The sequence below is a fragment of the Rugosimonospora acidiphila genome, assembly GCF_039543385.1.
Taxonomy (GTDB): Bacteria; Actinomycetota; Actinomycetes; order Mycobacteriales; family Micromonosporaceae; genus Rugosimonospora; species Rugosimonospora acidiphila.
Genome location: NZ_BAABJQ010000028.1, coordinates 85,586 through 100,552, shown reverse-complemented (window position 1 = coordinate 100,552; position 14,967 = coordinate 85,586). Strand labels below are relative to the sequence as shown.

The following is a 14,967-nucleotide window of genomic DNA, read 5'->3' as shown; positions in this document are numbered from 1 at the left end:
GACGGCGGATCAGTCCCGGTTGATCGCGCTGGCGACCGCGCGTAGCGACGCGGTGACGATGTTGTCGTCCGTCGCGACGCCCCACCGGACCTCGCCGTCCACCTCACACTCCACGTACGCGGCCGCCTGCGCGTCTCCGCCGGCGGTCAACGCGTGCTCGGCATAGTCCAGTACCCGTACCGAAACGTCCACGGTGGACAGCGCGTTGACGAAGGCGTCGATCGGGCCGTTCCCCACTCCGATCAGGTCCCGCCGCGTCCCGTCCACGTCGACGGACACGTTGAGCTCCACCTTCCCGTCCAGCGCCGACGTGGAGTACCTCGCCATCTTCACCCGGCGCGCGGTCGGGCGAAGATACGTCGCGGAGAAGATGTCCCACATCTGCTCCGGCGTGACCTCGCCGCCCTCGTCGTCGGTGTGCTGCTGCACCACGCCGGAGAACTCGATCTGCAGCCGGCGGGGCAGCTCGAGCTGGTGCTCGGTGCGCATGATGTAGGCCACGCCGCCCTTGCCGGACTGCGAGTTGACCCGGATCACCGCCTCGTACGTGCGCCCGACGTCCTTCGGGTCGATGGGCAGGTACGGCACTCCCCAGGTGAAGTCGTCGACCCCCACCCCGGCCTCGGCGGCGTCCCTGGTCAGCCAGTCCAGGCCCTTGTTGATGGCGTCCTGGTGGGAGCCGGAGAACGCCGTGTAGACCAGGTCACCGGCGTACGGGTGGCGTTCGTGTACGGGCAGCTGGTTGCAGTACTCGACGGTGCGGCGGATCTCGTCGATCTGCCGGAAGTCGATCTGCGGGTCGATGCCCTGGCTGAACAGGTTCAGTCCGAGTGTGACCAGGTCCACATTGCCGGTGCGCTCACCGTTGCCGAACAGGCAGCCCTCCACCCGGTCGGCGCCGGCCATCACGCCCAGCTCGGCGGCGGCCACGGCGCAGCCCCGGTCGTTGTGCGGGTGCAGGCTCAGGATCACCGAGTCGCGGCGGGGCAGGTGCCGGTGCATCCACTCGATCGAGTCGGCGTACACGTTCGGGGTGGCCATCTCGACCGTGGCCGGCAGGTTGACGATCAGCGGACGGTCCGGGGTCGGGTCGATCACGTCGATCACCGCCGAGCAGATCTCCAGCGCGTACTCCAGCTCGGTACCGGTGTAGCTCTCTGGCGAGTACTCGTAGTAGATGTCGGTGTCCGGGGTGTGGATCTCCTGGTACTTCTTGCACAGCCGGGCCGCGCTGGTGGCGATGTCGGTGATGCCGTCCTTGTCCAGCCCGAACACCACCCGGCGCTGGAGCACCGAGGTCGAGTTGTAGATGTGCACGATGGCCCGCTTGGCGCCGCGCAGCGACTCGAAGGTCCGGTCGATCAGGTGCTCGCGGCACTGGGTCAGCACCTGGATCGTCACGTCGTCCGGGATCAGATCCTGCTCGATCAGCTGCCGCAGGAAGTCGAAGTCGGTCTGGCTGGCCGCCGGGAAACCTACCTCGATCTCCTTATATCCCATCTGTACCAGCAGCGTGAACATCCGCCGCTTGCGCTCGGGGGACATCGGGTCGATCAGTGCCTGGTTGCCGTCGCGCAGGTCCACCGCGCACCAGCGCGGCGCCGCCTCGATCCGGCGTTCGGGCCACTGCCGATCCGGCAGCTCGACCGTGAACTGTTGGTGGTAGGGCTGGTAGCGGCCGAAGGGCATGGCGCTGGCCCGCTGTCGCGCGATGGCGTCGCCGGCGGTCGTGGTGCTGCTGATCGTGTCGTCAGTCATGTCGGAAGCTCCAAAGCCGGAAGGGAGGTGACCGGCTTGGTCCGCATGCTCAGGCGAGGACGCGTGCCTACTCCGCGACGGGGTGCCGGCCGGATGGAGCCCCGCCGCGGCAGCGAAGAAGCAGTACCCGCGACATAACAGGGGACACTGTACGCCACAGCGGCATCACTCAACCCAGGCTCCCGCGATCTGGGAGGCGCGCTCGCCGCGCGCCCGACAGGGGCGGCAGACAGGGCGGTCGAGCCGGCTCGCGGCACGGGCGGGCGCGCCCACCCGCGCGTCGGCGTCGCTACTGGTCGGAGTCTGGCGGCGGGGTGGGTGAGGCGGTGGCCACCGGTGTTCCGGGTACCACCGGGGCCGGCAGGGCCACCGTGGGCGGTGCCGCACCCGGCCCCGAGGCCAGCAGGAACGTGCCCATCGGCAGGGCCGCCCCGGTCAGCGTGCCGTCCGTGTCGTAGCAGTAGATCCCCGCGTCGACCGGCGGGGTCAGCGCCGCCGAGTTGGGCTGGATGGAGAAGCACTGACCCTTGGCGCCCTGCATGGTCGCGTTGTTGACGGCGATGGCCTGATCCCGGTCGGTGAGGATGGGCAGCCAGGTGGTGAACAGGTACTCCACCCGGGGATCGGCCGCCGCAGGCAGGGCGCCGGTGGAGTCGGCGACCCGTACGCAGCCCGTCGGGGCGGGGCTCGGCGGCGTGCCGTCCGGATCGGCGCTCTCGTCGTCGGTGGGGTCGGGAGCGGCCGGAACGGGGCTCAGGGCGCACTGGTACAGCCCGTTGCGGGTGTCCGCGACCGCCACGTCGACCGTGCCGCTCAGTGCCCCGCCCGGGATGGTGACCAGCCACGACCCGTCGGCCGCGATGGTCACCGAGACGGTACGGGCCGGCCGGCCGTGCGAGGTGAGCGTGTAGGTGGCCGTGTACCGCTTGTCCTGGGACGTGGCGACCCGGGCGGCCAACTGCCCCCAGGCGTCGGTCGGGCCGGTCGGCGCCGGGCTGGGGCTGGGGTCCGCCGGTGGCGGCGGGGTGCTGCCGCACCCGACCGCCGATAGCACGCCGACCAGGACGATTGCGGCAACTCCGGTTCTCAGGCGCACCGAGTCATTGTGGGTCACACAACGGCCGGATCGTGGGATCGACTCTCCAAGCCGCTGCGCCGCGCCGGTACCCTTGGTGTCGTCCCACTAGCGCCGCCGGCCTGACCAGGCCCGTCGCCATTCGCGACGGCCGCAGTGACCGGCGGCGTCGTCGCGTGGGACCAGGGTCGCGGCGAGCGGAGGTCTCGTCGGGCCTGTCGCGGCAGCGTTGACGCGGCGGGGGTTCACAGGCTCGCGGCGTGTGCCGCGATGGAGAGGGGGTCACTCGCGTGGCGCTCGTGGTGCAGAAATATGGCGGCTCGTCGGTTGCGGACGCCGAGCGCATCAAGCGGGTAGCCGAGCGGATCGTGGACACCCGAAAGGCGGGGGACGACGTTGTCGTGATCGTCTCCGCCATGGGCGACACCACAGACGAGCTGTTGGAGCTCGCACATCAGGTCAGCCCGCTGCCACCCGGCCGGGAGCTGGACATGCTGCTCACCTCGGGTGAGCGCATCTCGATGGCGCTGCTGGCCATGGCGATCCACAACCTGGGCTACGAGGCGAGGTCGTACACGGGCTCGCAGGCAGGGGTGATCACCACCTCGGCGCACGGCCGGGCACGAATCATCGACGTGACCCCGGGCCGGCTGCTCACCGCGCTGGACGAGGGCGCGATCGCGATCGTCGCCGGCTTCCAGGGCGTGTCCCAGGACACCAAGGACATCACCACCCTCGGCCGGGGCGGCTCGGACACCACCGCGGTAGCGGTGGCCGCCGCCCTGCGGGCCGATGTCTGCGAGATCTACACGGACGTGGACGGCGTGTTCACCGCGGACCCGCGGATCGTGCCGAACGCCCGGCGGATCGAACAGATCACCTACGAGGAGATGCTGGAGCTGGCCGCGTGCGGCGCGAAGGTGCTGATGCTGCGCTGCGTAGAGTATGCGCGGCGCTACGGCATGCCGATCCATGTCCGCTCGTCGTACTCGAACAAGCCGGGGACCATCGTCTCCGGATCGATGGAGGATCTTCCCGTGGAGCAAGCACTGATCACCGGCGTCGCGCATGATCCCAGCGAGGCCAAGATCACCATTGTCGGAGTGCCCGACGAGCCGGGCGAGGCGGCGCACCTCTTCGAGACGGTCGCCCTCGCCGAGACCAACATCGACATGATCGTTCAGAACGTGTCGACGGAGGGTACCGGTCGCACCGACATCTCCTTCACGCTCCCGAAGAGCGACGGGCCGGCCGCCATGGCGGCGCTAGGCAAGATCAAGGAGAAGGTCGGCTTCAAGGGCTTGCTCTTTGATGATCACGTGGGCAAGGTGTCCCTCATCGGGGCCGGGATGCGCTCGCACCCCGGCGTCGCCGCCAAGTTCTTCGCCGCGCTGGCGGAGGCGGGCGTCAACATCGAAATGATCTCCACGTCCGAGATCCGGGTGTCGGTGGTCTGCCGGGACACCGATCTGGACGCTGCGGTCGTCGCCATTCACAACGCGTTCGACCTGGGCGGGGACGAGGAAGCCGTGGTCTACGCCGGGACCGGGAGGTAGGACGTGAGCGACAAGAATCTACCCAGGCTGGCCGTTGTCGGGGCAACCGGCGCGGTCGGGGGGGTGATGTGCGACCTGCTCTCCTCCCGGAAGAACGTGTGGGGGGAGATCCGGTTAATCGCCTCGGCGCGCTCGGCCGGGCGGAAGATGACCGTGCGCGGCGAAGAACTGACCGTCCAGGCGCTGACCCCCGAGGCCTTCGACGGCATCGACGTGGCCATGTTCGACGTGCCGGACGAGATCTCCGCCGAGTGGGGGCCGATCGCGGCGTCCCGGGGTGCGGTCGTGGTGGACAACTCGGGCGCCTTCAGGATGGACCCGGACGTCCCCCTGGTCGTACCGGAGATCAACCCTGAGCAGGTGCGCAACCGGCCGAAGGGGATCATCGCGAACCCCAACTGCACCACCCTCACCATGATCGTCGCGCTGGCCCCGCTGCACCACGAGTACGGGCTGCGCGAGCTGGTGGTCGCCTCGTACCAGGCGGTGTCCGGCGCCGGCAAGCCCGGCATCGACACCCTGCTGAGCCAGATCGACAAGGTGGCGGGCAACCGTGACCTCGGCTCCCGCTCCGGCAACGTGCGCCGGGCGGTCGGCGACGACCTCGGCCCGTTCCCGGCGCCGATGGCGCTCAACGTGGTGCCGTGGGCGGGATCGCTCAAGGACAACGGGTGGTCCTCCGAAGAGGTCAAGGTCCGCAACGAGTCCCGCAAGATCCTCGGGTTGCCCGATCTCAAGGTCTCCGCGACGTGTGTCCGGGTTCCGGTGGTCACCAGCCACTCGGTCGCCATCCACGCGGTCTTCGCCACCGAGGTGGACGCCGAGGGGGCCCGGGAGGCACTGCGCCACGCCCCCGGCGTGATCCTGGTCGACGACCCGGCGGCCGGGGAGTTCCCGATGCCGATCGACGCGGTGGGCACCGACCCGTCCTGGGTCGGCCGGATCCGCCGGTCGATGGACGACCCCCGGGCGCTGGACCTGTTCGTGACCGGCGACAACCTGCGCAAGGGCGCCGCGCTCAACACCGCGCAAATCGCCGAGGTCATCGCCGCGGAGTTCGTGCCGGCGCGCTGACTCCTCGGCGGACCCAACGACGTTTCATCCCTCCTTCCGCACACAGCGCGCGGTCACCGGGTCGGCCCCGGGCGATCCCCGGGGAAGCCCGGTGGCCGCACGCCGGAGGAGTCGGGAACGAGGGTCGAAACACGCGGGACCCACGAAACGACGCGGGAAGCCTCGAAACACGCGGAAGCCTCGCAACGACAAAGTCCCCGCCGCACCGAAGTGCGGCGGGGACTTTACGTGGTGCTGATGTGCCGGTCGCCTCTCGGCGAGTGGCGCGACGCGGCTCCAGCCGTACGGTATTCCGCGAAGGCAATTTAGTTGAGGCCCGGGGACACGGAGCACATCAGCGTTGGGTACAACGCGGGCCGGGGCCGCCGGCATTTCGTGAGCTGGGTCACTCCGGCGTCCCGGGGCAGACCGTCAGGCCGCCCCGCTGGCCGGGCGCACCGAGGCCACCCGGACGCTGTCCCGCCCGGTACGTTTTGCCTCGTAGAGGGCCACATCGGCGCGGTGCAGGGTGTCCGCCGGAGACTCGTCCGCCGACTGGAGCGCCACGCCGACGCTGATCGTGCGCCCCTGACGCCTGGCCGCCTGGGCGAGTCGCTCCGCGATTGCCCGCGCCTCCTCCGGCCGCTTCACCTCGATCACCGCCGCGAACTCGTCGCCCCCGATCCGGTACAGCTCGTCGCCGCTGCGCAGGGTCGCGAGCAGGGTGCGGGACAGGTCCACCAGGGCGCGGTCGCCGGCCTGGTGCCCGTACTCGTCGTTGAGCTGCTTGAACCGGTCGATGTCGATGGCCAGCAGGGCGGTACGCCCGGGTGTCGACCTGGCCAGCCGCTCCCCGAACGGGCCGTAGTGGCGCAGCCCGGTGAGCGGGTCGGAACTGGCCTTCTCGGATAGCCGGCGCAGCGTGTCCAGCCGGTCCAGGCTGGTCCAGGCGTGCGCCGCGAGCAGTTCGAGCAGGTTGGGGATGGCCGGGTCCGGGCGCATGGTGCGCTCGTCCACGGCGAGCAGCACGGCGCCGGCCGTGGCCGGGTCGGCCCCGGCGTCGCGTCCCGGCCCGACCGGTACCGAGATCATCGTTCCCACCCCGATGGCGGTGAGCAGCTCGAACCCGTGATCGCCGAACTCGGCCGGGTCGCCCAGGGTGTATGCCGCCCCGTGCCGCCGCGCGCGGACGGTGAACTGGGCCAGCACCTCGGGCCCGAGGGCGGCCAGCCGGTCGCCGAGCGGGGTGGGGTTCTGGTGATCCAACAGGGCCCGGGCGCCGGCCCGTCCCGGCAGCAGCACCGCGGGGGTGGACAGCCCGGACACCTCGCGGGCCGCGACCAGCGAGCGGCGCAGCAGCTGCCGCTCGTCCGTAGCGGTGCCGAAGGCCAGCGCGTGGCGCAGCAGCTTCTCGCTGGCCGATTCGCTCGGCGGGCCGCCCAGCGCCGTGACCCGGGCGCCGATGCGCGCCGCGATCTCCTCGATCACCGGCCGCCACAGGTCGATGTCGACCGGTATGCCCCACTCGACGTTGAACGCCCCACACGGCCGGCCGTCCGGACCGGGGATGGGCGCGCAGATCTCGACCTCGACCGAGGGGCCGAGCGAGACATAATCCTCATCGGCGGACACATCCGTCACCACGGCGGTCCGGCCGCTCTGGTAGACCCGCCCGGCGACCCCGGCGCCGAACGGGAGCGAGGAGTACACGTGCCAGGAACCGGCCGCGGCGACGCATCGCAGGTACTCCTGGACCGGCAGCAGCACGGCGGTCATCGCCGGGCTGTGCGCCGCGAAGGACTCCACGGCACGCCGGCACGCCACGTTGACCGACGCGGACTCGTCGAGGGCGCTGGTGACGTCCTCCAGGAGCTGGTCGAGGGGCACTTCACCAGTCCAAAGATTCGGTGGGACCGGTTCGCGCCGATCCCGGTGGGTCCGGCCGCCAACCTGCGGGCGACCTCGATCAAAGGTACCTCTAACGGGGGAACCCGCGAGGTGCCCGAGCAGGCGCCGGCCCAGGTGAGGGGCGGTGCCCCGGCAATCCGGGCCGCCGGTCCGGGCCGCCGGTCGATGGCCGGCGGCCGGTGGGCCGGGCCCGGGCCGGTGGCTCAGTCGGCGGCGGGGGCCGGCTCCTGCGCCAGCAGCTGCCGCACCCGGGGCACGACCTGCTCGCCGTACAGCCGCAGCGCGGTCATCATCTTCTCGTGCGAGAGCGTCCCCGAGCTGTACTTGAACTCGAAACGGTCGACGCCGAGCGTCCGCACCGTATCCGCGATCTTCTTGGCCACCGTGTCAGGGGAGCCGACGTAGAGCGAACCCTGATCCGCCTCCAGCTCGAAGCGGCGGCGGTCGGTGGGGCCCCAGCCGCGTTCGCGACCGATCCGGTCGTGCATCGCCCGGTAGTGCGGCCACAACTCCTCGCGGGCCCGCTCATCCGTCTCGGCGACGTACCCGGGTGAGTGCACCCCGATCGGGAGCCGGTCGAACTCGAACTGGTCGAGCGCCCGGTGGTACAGGTCGACATACGGCGCGAAGCGTGCCGGCTGACCGCCGATGATCGCGAGCATGAGCGGCATCCGGTAGCGGGCCGCCCGGACCACGGACTCGGGGCTGCCGCCGACGCCCACCCAGGTGCGTAGGTGGCCCGACTCCGTCTTCGGGTACACCTCCTGGTTCGAAAGGCCCGCGCGCAGCCGGCCCTGCCAGGTGACCGGGCCCTCGTCCAGCAGCCGGGAGAACAGGTCGAGCTTCTCCTCGAACAGCTCCTCGTACTGGGCGAGGTCGTAGCCGAACAGCGGGAACGACTCCGTGAACGAGCCGCGGCCGAGGATGATCTCGGCGCGACCCTGAGAGACCGCGTCCAGCGTCGCGAACTTCTCGAAGACCCGCACCGGATCGTCGGAGCTGAGCACGGTTACCGCGGTGGTGAGCCTGATCCGCTCGGTACGCGCGGCGATCGCCGCCAGCACGATCTCGGGGGCGGAGATGGCGAAGTCGTCCCGGTGGTGCTCCCCGATGCCGATGGCGTCGATGCCCAGGCCGTCGGCCAGCACGGCCTCCTCGACCACGTTGCGGATCACCTGCGGGTACGGCAGGCGGTGCCCATCGGCGTCCTTGGTGACGTCCCCGAAGGTGTCGATGGCGAACTCAAGCGGTGCGGGCATCTTCGTTCCTTCCCCAGTGGCGCGGCCAGTAGACGCGAACGGCGCCACCGGGGGGAGCATTCCCGCGGCGCGAGTCGGTCACACCGGCCGTGGCTCGGTCACGCCGGCCGCGGCGACGACCGCCGGGCGCCATCGCCGCCGGTTCGGTCGCCCTCGTCCCGTTCGCCGCCCCCGGCGTCGATCCGGATGCCCAGCGCGCCGGCCATTACCAACGCCAGGGCCGCGAGGTCCGTACCGTCGACCGTGGCGCCCCGCCAACTCGTCACGCCGCCGATGCCGGCCAACTCGCAGCCGCCGACGATCGTGCCCTCCATCCGGGCGTCGTCGAAGTGCGCCCCCGACAGATCACAGCCGACGAACCGCGCCCCGCCCAGGTCCGCGCCGGTGAAATCCGCGCCGGTCAACGTGCACCGGTCGAACCGCACCGCGCGGAAGCTGGCGAACCGCCATCCCGACAGGTCCAGTCGGCACTCCTCGAACACGACGTCGCGCAGCACCCCCGACGCGTATCCGAGTCCGGTCATCCGCGATCCGGCGAACCGCACCCGCACCAGCGCGCCGTGGTCGGACCGCAGGTTGGCCCAGTCGCAGGTCTCCACCAGGCAGTCGGTGAACCGGGCCGCGTCGATCCGGGTACCGGACAGGTCCACCCCCCGCAGCCGGCACTGCTCGAACTCGACGGACTCGGCACACCGCCCGGACAGGTCGACGTCGCGCAGCGCGACTCCCCGGTACGTCGTCTCCGGCTCGAGGTCACGGCCGGCGGAGTCCGGGCCGGCCTGGTCATCGCGCGTCGGCAGCCTCGGCGGCGCCGGCTCGCGCGCCGTCGCCGCGGTGGCGCTGCGGGGTCGTGGTGCCACGGGTCCGGATCCTATCCGCAGTTAGCCGTCGCGAGCGTGCTTATCCCGCCAGTCTTTGTTACTCTTCGGTCTACTGGCGAGTTTACTGACGAGTTCGCTTAGCGCCGCAGGACCGCCAATGCGTGAATTCTCGGATAATCGCAACGAACGATTTCTGAACTTCCGTCAAAACCGCCCTCTGTATTCCCGGATTCGCCAGTGCCTCGGGCGGCGCGGCTCACAGAATGCACCGGCTGTCGGTCGTAGACCGCGCCTTTACGTGGTGCTAAACCTTTAGGAGCCATCGATTCCAAGGCCGTCGCCGAACCGAGGGGGGTCGGCGATGAACAACGGCAATCTGGAGTAGTGAGTGAACAAGCTGAAAGCATCGGCGATCTCCGCCGCTGGCGGCGTCGTACTGGTCAGCCCGTTCCTGGGGGCGCTCGGCGCGCAGGCGCAGCCGCTGCCGCACACCGTGTACGTTTCGACGCACGGCGTGATCACGGCAAGTGACAAGGGCTGCGACTCCGCCGCGTACAAATCGATCAGTGCCGCGGTTTCAGGGGTGGACGCGAAGGGCACTGTGATCGTTTGTGGGGGGACTTTCCGCGAGACCGTATCCGTGGCGAAGGCGGTGACGCTCCAGGGGCGATCCGGGGCGACCATCGATGCCACCAACCAGAACAACGGCGTGACAATCACGGCGTCCGGAGTCACCATCTCCGGACTCACCGTCGAGAACGCCATCGGTGAGGGAATTCTCGCCAACGGTGTCAGCGGCATCACCATTGCCGGCAATGTGGTCAAGCACAACGACTTGGGCGCGCTGCCGACCAACCCGGTGCCAAACACGTACCCGTTCTGCGCCGTGAACCAGGGCGTACCCGGCGACTGCGGCGAGGGCATCCACCTGATGGGTACCTCGAACTCCACGATCAGCGGCAACACCATCACCGGCAACAGCGGCGGCGTCCTGGTCAGTGACGAGACCGGCCCGGCCGCGCACAACCGCATCGCCGGCAACGTGGTGACCGGGAGCCTGACCGCGTGCGGCATCACGATCGTGGGCCACAACCCGGCCGCGGCACCGAACGGGGTGCCCGCCCCGAGCGTCGCCGGTGTCTTCGACAACGACATCGTTGGCAACATCAGCGACGACAACGGGCTGCGGGGCGCGGGCGCCGGCGTCGTGCTGGCCACCGGCGCGCCGGGCGGCGCCGTGTACAACAACACCGTCGAGGGCAACGTCCTGAACGGCAACGCCCTGTCCGGTGTCACCGTGCACAGCCACGTCGCGGGCGAGTACCTGAACGGCAACGTGATCCGGGGCAACCAGATCGGCACCAACAACCTGAACGGCGACCCCGACTTCGCCCCGGTGATCGACTCGGAGACCACCGGCATCGTCGTGGCCACGGTGTCGCCGCTGTCGATCGAGATCACCGGCAACCTGATCACCAACGACCACTTCGGAGTCTGGACGACCGGCCCGGTCACCGCGAAGAACGTGCGCGCCAACGCGTTCGCGGGCGTGAGCGTTCAGGTTTCGACCAACTGAGACGTTTCTGGGGTGGGGGTTGGAGCGGTGCCCGGACGATCTGTCCGGGCACCGCTCCGCGTCTGGCACCAGGCGCCTCCGCATCAGCCCCAGCGCAGCCAGGCGTCCTCGACGACCGCGTCGATCAGCGCGGCGGCCGCCACGGCGTCGGTGGTGACGAAGCTGACGTCCTCGTGGCCACGGCGCCAGGCTAGCGAACGCTCGATGAGCTCGGCCCACTCCGGAAACCGCCCGGCCGTGTAGACCCCGGCCTCGGACTTCGACGCGACCTGGCCGGTCGCCAGGGTGTAGTGCAGGCGACCCGGACCGAGTACCGCCCACACCACCCCGACCGGATGGGCCACCGCGTCGTCGGCACGTTCGGCCACCGCCTGCCGTACCTGCCAAGCCAGCGGCTGCCAGTACTCCTTCAAGTTGTCCAGATTCCACCGGCGCAGCCGGTCAGGATCGACGCGCAGATCGAGATTCGCCGTGGCCGGTCCTCGCACCGCGACGCCCCGGCGGTCCAGAGTCAGCCACAGCACCGGATTCAGTTCCCCGCACGGCTCGTCTCCGCGGAACACGCCGTCCACCACGTGCGGTGCGGCCCGGCCGTCGTCGACCATTGCCTCGACCGAGGCGCGGTCCAGGTAAACGCCGTCGTAGTGCGGCGACGACGGCATGCCCCGGTGAACGGCGGCCACGGCCGCGAGCTCGTCGGGGCCCAGGGGGCGCGACATCACGGCAAGAAAGTCGATGTCGCTGACCCCGGGGTGGTAGTCGCCCAGGGCGACCGATCCGCTCAGGTAAAGCCTTTCGACCAGACCCGGTGCGGCCCGATCCAACTCTCCCAGGTGCCGATCGACCAGTTCCCGAACCCGATCCGGTACGGCCGCGTCGACGTCGGTGCCATCGAGGGATTCCATGGCTGGCGACGCTACCAACCGCTCACCAGCCTTGGTTCCGGCCGCCACATTCTCGGCGGCTCCGTCCCGACTGACGCTTCACGGCCTGGAACCCTGGGCGTCCGAATCGCGGCCGTGGGCGTGCAACCTCTACTGACCAAACGTGTACCTGAGGTTCGCGTTGATCAGTTGGTTGAGCCGCTTGCGCAGGTGTCCGAGCAGCGACGGTTCGGGCAACGGCTCGTCCAGAAGGAGGGTCCAGCGCAGCTCAGTCCCGGCCGCGCCATCGCTCGGCAGATCGAAGCGCACCATCGCGTCTGGTCGCTTACGCCAGATGGAGGACCACACGACGAGATGAGGGCTCTGGGCCCGCAGCGTACGCGGAGGCTGCTCGTCGTCGAGGAGCAGCAGCCACGGCCGCGCCGGGTCTCGGTCCGGCTCGGTCAGCGCTTCGAAGATGACGTGAGGCGGCGCTGGCTGGCTTCGCTTGCGGGTCCCGGCTTCGAGCACGACCAAGGCTAAGGTGCTGACGCCCCGTCCGCCGCATGGTGACCGGGATTCGCGGTGTCCAACCGGGCCGGCGGGGGCCGCTCGCGGGCCCGCCCTCACACCCTCACTCAGTTTCGATCAGCCGTGGGCCGGGGAACCAGGTGTCATGTCCTTCCTGAGCAGGCTTAGGCAGAGGCGTAACGAACTGGTGGAGCGGCGTCGCAACGAGGCGATCAGCACGGCGCTCGCCCAGGGCGCGACTCCGGAGCAGGCACGCCGAGCAGGGGATCGGGCGGCGCGGCGGTACACCAACGTTGCCATCACCAGCGCGATCAACAGCGGTTGACCGGCGCGCGACCCGGCCATCTCCCGCGTCGGCCCCTCAAGCCGACGTACCTCAGCAAGAAGCCAGGAGGTGATCGCGTATGTGGCTGAGCATCCTGGATCGGTTCCGGCTCGACGGCCGGGTCGCGGTGGTGACCGGTGCCGGGCGGGGTATCGGCGCGGCCTGCGCCCTGGCGTTGGCCGAGGCTGGCGCCGATGTCGTGATAGCCGCCCGTACCCGTGAGCAGTTGAACGCGACCGCGCATGCGGTCGAAGCAGCGGGCAGGCGGGCGCATCCCGTGGTCGCCGATCTGAGCGATATCGATCAGGTCCGTGGCGTGGCTGGCGCGGCTGAGAACCGGTTCGGCCGGATAGACATCGTCGTCAACAACGTCGGCGGCGCGGTGCCCAAGCCCTTCCTCGACACCAGCGTCGAGGAACTCGAACAGGCCTTCCGTTTCAACGTGTCGACCGCGCACGCTCTCGTGACATCCGCTGTACCGATGATGCTCCAGCATGACGGCGGATCGGTGGTCAACATCTCCAGCGTCATGGCGCTGATCGCCGGACGAGGCTTCCTGTCCTACGGGGTGGTCAAGGGCGCACTGGCTCACTACACCGCGCTTGCGGCTCAGGACCTCGCACCACGCATCCGGGTGAACGCGATCGCCGCGGGCACCATTGCCACCGCGGCTACCGGGCCGATCACCGACGACCCCGCGCTCCGCACCCGAGTCGAGGCAGCGACGCCGCTGCGCCGGCTGGGTACCGTAGAGGACGTCGCGGCCGGCGTCCTCTACCTTGCCTCGCCGGCCGGCTCCTACCTCACCGGCACGGTCCTCGAGGTACACGGCGGGCTCCAGACACCCAGCACCCAGCAACCGATCCCCGATCTGTGAGCTCGGCACTCCGGAACCGGGACCGATGGCCGCGGCCCGGGGAGTGACGGGGGAACCGGACGGTGTGTGCCGGCAGCGGCGTGAACAGCATCACGCATGCGCCGCTTGAGAAGCGCCGCCGGTGCTGGCCGATCCGTGGCCGGCCTGGCAGCCAGGGCCGGTACTCGCAAACGGCGGGAGGTCAGGGAGCGAACCCGCAAGATTTTTCCCATTTTTCTCCCGGGAGCCTCCCGAGACGTGATCAGGGCCGGTTCCCTGTTCTGGGAAACCGGCCCTGGCCTGCTGCACTGCTCTGTCGGGGTGGCGGGATTTGAACCCACGACCTCTTCGTCCCGAACGAAGCGCGCTACCAAGCTGCGCCACACCCCGAGCTGCCGGGCAATACTAACTGACCCGCGCCGCCGAGCAAACCTGGGTATCCCGTTTCGCCGAGGGCGCCTCCGCTCACGCGGTTCGTCCGCTAGCGCGGGATCAGCGTGAGCAGCGACGCCTCCGGGCGGCAGGCGAACCGTATCGGGGCCGTCGGGTGGGTACCCAGGCCCGCCGACACGTGCAGCCAGGCGTCCGAGCCCGGCCAGCGGTGCAGGCCCCGGGCCATCCGGCGGTCCAGGCCGCAGTTGGAGACCAGCGCGCCGACCCCGGGTACCCGCACCTGCCCGCCGTGCGTGTGGCCCGCCAGCAGCAGCGTGAAGCCGTCCGCCGCCATCTCGGCCAGCACGCGGGGCTCGGGCGAGTGGGTCAGCCCGAGGTGCAGGTCCGCCTCTGCCGCCGGGGCGGGCAGGTAGTCGTCGCGCCCCACGTGTGGATCGTCCACGCCGGCCAGCTCGATCGACCGGCCGCCCGCCTTGAGCACCGTCCGGGCGTTATTCAGGTCCGCCCACCCGGCCCGGACCAGGGCGTCGCGCAGGTCCTCGGTGGGCAGCTCGGCGCCCTGCACGTACCTCCGGTTCTTGTTGAAGTACCCAAACGGGTTCTTCAACACCGGGCCGCGGTAGTCGTTCGAACCGAAGACAAAGGCCCCGGGCCGGTTGAGCAGCGGCGCGAGCGCCCTGGTCACGGCCGGTACGGCGGCCGGGTGGGCCAGGTTGTCCCCGGTGGTGATGACCAGGTCGGGGTCGGTCGCGGCGGCCAGCGCGGCCACCCAGTCCTGCTTGCGCCGTTGTCCGGGCATCATGTGCAGGTCGGAGATGTGCAGCAGGCGCAGCGGCTCGGAGTCCGGCGCGAGCACCGGTACGTCGAACCGGCGCAGGGTGAACATGTTCCGCTCGACCAGCGAGGCGTAGGCCAGGGTGCCGGCGCCCAGGGCGGCCGTGGCGGTCACGAACCTTAATGCAGTACGCGTGCGCATGCTGGTAAGGGTAGTTT

General features: G+C 70.1%; 13 protein-coding genes and 1 tRNA gene. 5 read left to right on the top strand and 9 right to left on the bottom strand.

The annotated features are described in order from the left end of the window. Positions 1–9: 9 nt before the first annotated feature. Entirely contained in the window at positions 10–1,758 is a 1,749-nt protein-coding gene (gene leuA / locus ABEA87_RS33770) for a 2-isopropylmalate synthase (RefSeq protein WP_345636592.1), read from the bottom strand. A 289-nt stretch (positions 1,759–2,047) separates the two neighbouring features. Further along, positions 2,048–2,854 (bottom strand): hypothetical protein, encoded by an 807-nt coding sequence (locus ABEA87_RS33765; protein WP_345636591.1) that lies wholly within the window; start codon positions 2,852–2,854, stop codon positions 2,048–2,050. Positions 2,855–3,123: 269 nt separating this feature from the next. Here ABEA87_RS33765 and ABEA87_RS33760 point away from each other — a divergent pair, with 269 nt between their 5' ends. Both ABEA87_RS33760 and ABEA87_RS33755 read left to right on the top strand, forming a co-directional pair. After that, the gene (locus tag ABEA87_RS33760; protein ID WP_345636588.1) at positions 3,124–4,389 is read left to right on the top strand and encodes an aspartate kinase; all 1,266 of its coding nucleotides are present in this window, start codon (positions 3,124–3,126) and stop codon (positions 4,387–4,389) included. 3 nt (positions 4,390–4,392) lie between these two features. Further along, complete coding sequence (locus ABEA87_RS33755; protein WP_345636586.1) at positions 4,393–5,463, top strand: aspartate-semialdehyde dehydrogenase; 1,071 nt, start codon at positions 4,393–4,395, stop codon at positions 5,461–5,463. Between the two features lie 411 nt (positions 5,464–5,874). On the opposite strand, the gene ABEA87_RS33750 is transcribed toward ABEA87_RS33755, so the two are convergent. From ABEA87_RS33750 to ABEA87_RS33740, 3 genes are all read right to left on the bottom strand, one after another. Further along, the gene (locus tag ABEA87_RS33750) at positions 5,875–7,329 is read right to left on the bottom strand and encodes a diguanylate cyclase (protein WP_345636585.1); all 1,455 of its coding nucleotides are present in this window, start codon (positions 7,327–7,329) and stop codon (positions 5,875–5,877) included. 224 nt (positions 7,330–7,553) lie between these two features. Further along, positions 7,554–8,609 carry an LLM class flavin-dependent oxidoreductase gene (locus tag ABEA87_RS33745; RefSeq protein ID WP_345636583.1) on the bottom strand — a complete coding sequence of 352 codons (1,056 nt, stop codon included), beginning with the start codon at positions 8,607–8,609 and terminating at the stop codon, positions 7,554–7,556. 98 nt (positions 8,610–8,707) lie between these two features. Beyond that, positions 8,708–9,469, bottom strand: coding sequence for a pentapeptide repeat-containing protein (locus ABEA87_RS33740; protein ID WP_345636581.1), 762 nt, complete (start codon positions 9,467–9,469; stop codon positions 8,708–8,710). A 349-nt stretch (positions 9,470–9,818) separates the two neighbouring features. Here ABEA87_RS33740 and ABEA87_RS33735 point away from each other — a divergent pair, with 349 nt between their 5' ends. Beyond that, entirely contained in the window at positions 9,819–11,006 is a 1,188-nt protein-coding gene (locus tag ABEA87_RS33735; protein ID WP_345636579.1) for a right-handed parallel beta-helix repeat-containing protein, read from the top strand. Between the two features lie 83 nt (positions 11,007–11,089). Here ABEA87_RS33735 and ABEA87_RS33730 read toward each other — a convergent pair whose 3' ends face one another. Both ABEA87_RS33730 and ABEA87_RS33725 read right to left on the bottom strand, forming a co-directional pair. After that, positions 11,090–11,911 (bottom strand): nucleotidyltransferase domain-containing protein, encoded by an 822-nt coding sequence (locus ABEA87_RS33730; RefSeq protein WP_345636577.1) that lies wholly within the window; start codon positions 11,909–11,911, stop codon positions 11,090–11,092. A gap of 129 nt (positions 11,912–12,040) precedes the next feature. Then, positions 12,041–12,400, bottom strand: coding sequence for a hypothetical protein (locus ABEA87_RS33725; RefSeq protein WP_345636642.1), 360 nt, complete (start codon positions 12,398–12,400; stop codon positions 12,041–12,043). Between the two features lie 145 nt (positions 12,401–12,545). Here ABEA87_RS33725 and ABEA87_RS33720 point away from each other — a divergent pair, with 145 nt between their 5' ends. Continuing rightward, a complete protein-coding gene (locus ABEA87_RS33720) occupies positions 12,546–12,725 on the top strand; it encodes a hypothetical protein (RefSeq protein ID WP_345636575.1) in 180 nt (59 codons plus the stop codon). A gap of 79 nt (positions 12,726–12,804) precedes the next feature. Continuing rightward, positions 12,805–13,602, top strand: coding sequence for an SDR family oxidoreductase (locus ABEA87_RS33715; RefSeq protein WP_345636573.1), 798 nt, complete (start codon positions 12,805–12,807; stop codon positions 13,600–13,602). A gap of 295 nt (positions 13,603–13,897) precedes the next feature. On the opposite strand, the gene ABEA87_RS33710 is transcribed toward ABEA87_RS33715, so the two are convergent. Continuing rightward, positions 13,898–13,971, bottom strand: a tRNA-Pro gene (locus ABEA87_RS33710). A gap of 91 nt (positions 13,972–14,062) precedes the next feature. Beyond that, positions 14,063–14,950 (bottom strand): metallophosphoesterase, encoded by an 888-nt coding sequence (locus tag ABEA87_RS33705; RefSeq protein ID WP_345636571.1) that lies wholly within the window; start codon positions 14,948–14,950, stop codon positions 14,063–14,065. Positions 14,951–14,967: the final 17 nt, after the last annotated feature.